The sequence below is a fragment of the Leisingera sp. F5 genome (assembly GCF_001593695.1).
The window spans coordinates 1-1,124 of sequence record NZ_LUKH01001308.1 but is presented as its reverse complement, the minus strand read 5'-3'; the positions used below and the strand labels follow the sequence as shown (position 1 = coordinate 1,124).

Annotated in this window: 1 protein-coding gene; it reads left to right on the top strand. The window is 63.4% G+C overall.

What is annotated here, in order from left to right; translation table 11 throughout:
* The coding region (gene guaD, locus A2I95_RS41015; protein ID WP_291738028.1) for a guanine deaminase at positions 1–1,124 on the top strand (1,124 nt) is incomplete at both ends.

The following is a 1,124-nucleotide window of genomic DNA, read 5'->3' as shown; positions in this document are numbered from 1 at the left end:
GCTGGTCGCCGACGGGATGATCCTGGCCAAAGGCAGCTATGGCGATCTTGTCCAGCAGGCCGCGGCTGCCGAGGTGATCGACCACCGCCCGCATATCCTGATGGCCGGCTTCATCGACACCCATCTGCATTTCCCGCAGGTGCAGGTGATCGCTTCCTGGGGCTCGCAGCTGCTGGAGTGGCTGAACAACTATACCTTCCCCGAGGAGGTCCGGTTTGCCGATGCAGGCCACAGCGCGGAGATGGCCGGGCATTTCTTTGACCTGCTGACTGCGCATGGCACCACCACGGCGGTGGCCTATTGCTCGGTCCACAAAACCTCGGCCGAGGCCTATTTCGACGAGGCTGCGCGCCGCAACATGCGGATGATCGGCGGTAAAGTCCTGATGGACCGCAACGCGCCGGCGGGTCTGCTGGACACGCCTGTCAGCGGCTATGACGACACCAAGGCGCTGATCGAAAAATACCACGGCAAGGGCCGCGGGATGTACGCGGTCACTCCGCGCTTTGCGATCACCTCCACCCCCGGTCAGATGGAAATGGCCGGTGCGCTGGTGAAGGAACACCCGGAGTGCTACGTCCAGACCCACCTGTCCGAAAACCATGACGAGATCGCCTTTACCGCCGAACTCTATCCGCAGGCGCGCGACTATCTGGATGTCTACCAGTCCTATGGGCTGCTGACGGAAAAGATGCTGCTGGGCCACTCGATTCACCTGCAGTCGCGCGAGATCGACGCGCTGGCGGAGACCCAGGCCAAGCCGGTGTTCTGCCCGACCTCCAACCTGTTCCTGGGCAGCGGGCTGTTTGACGACGCTGGCCTGCGCGGCCGCGGCATCACCAATGCCATTGCCACCGACATCGGCGCCGGCACCAGCTATTCGATGCTGCAGACCCTGAACGAGGGCTACAAGGTCCTGCAATTGCAGAACCAAAAGTTGCACCCCTTGCGCGCCTTCCACTGGATCACCCGCGGCAACGCCGTGGCGCTGGGGCTGGAGGACAAGATCGGCACGTTGGAGGCCGGGACCGAAGCCGATATCGTGGTGCTGGACTCCCGCGCCACTCCGGCGATGGATCTGCGGATGCAGCGGGCCGAGACCCTGTCGGAGGAATTGTTCATCC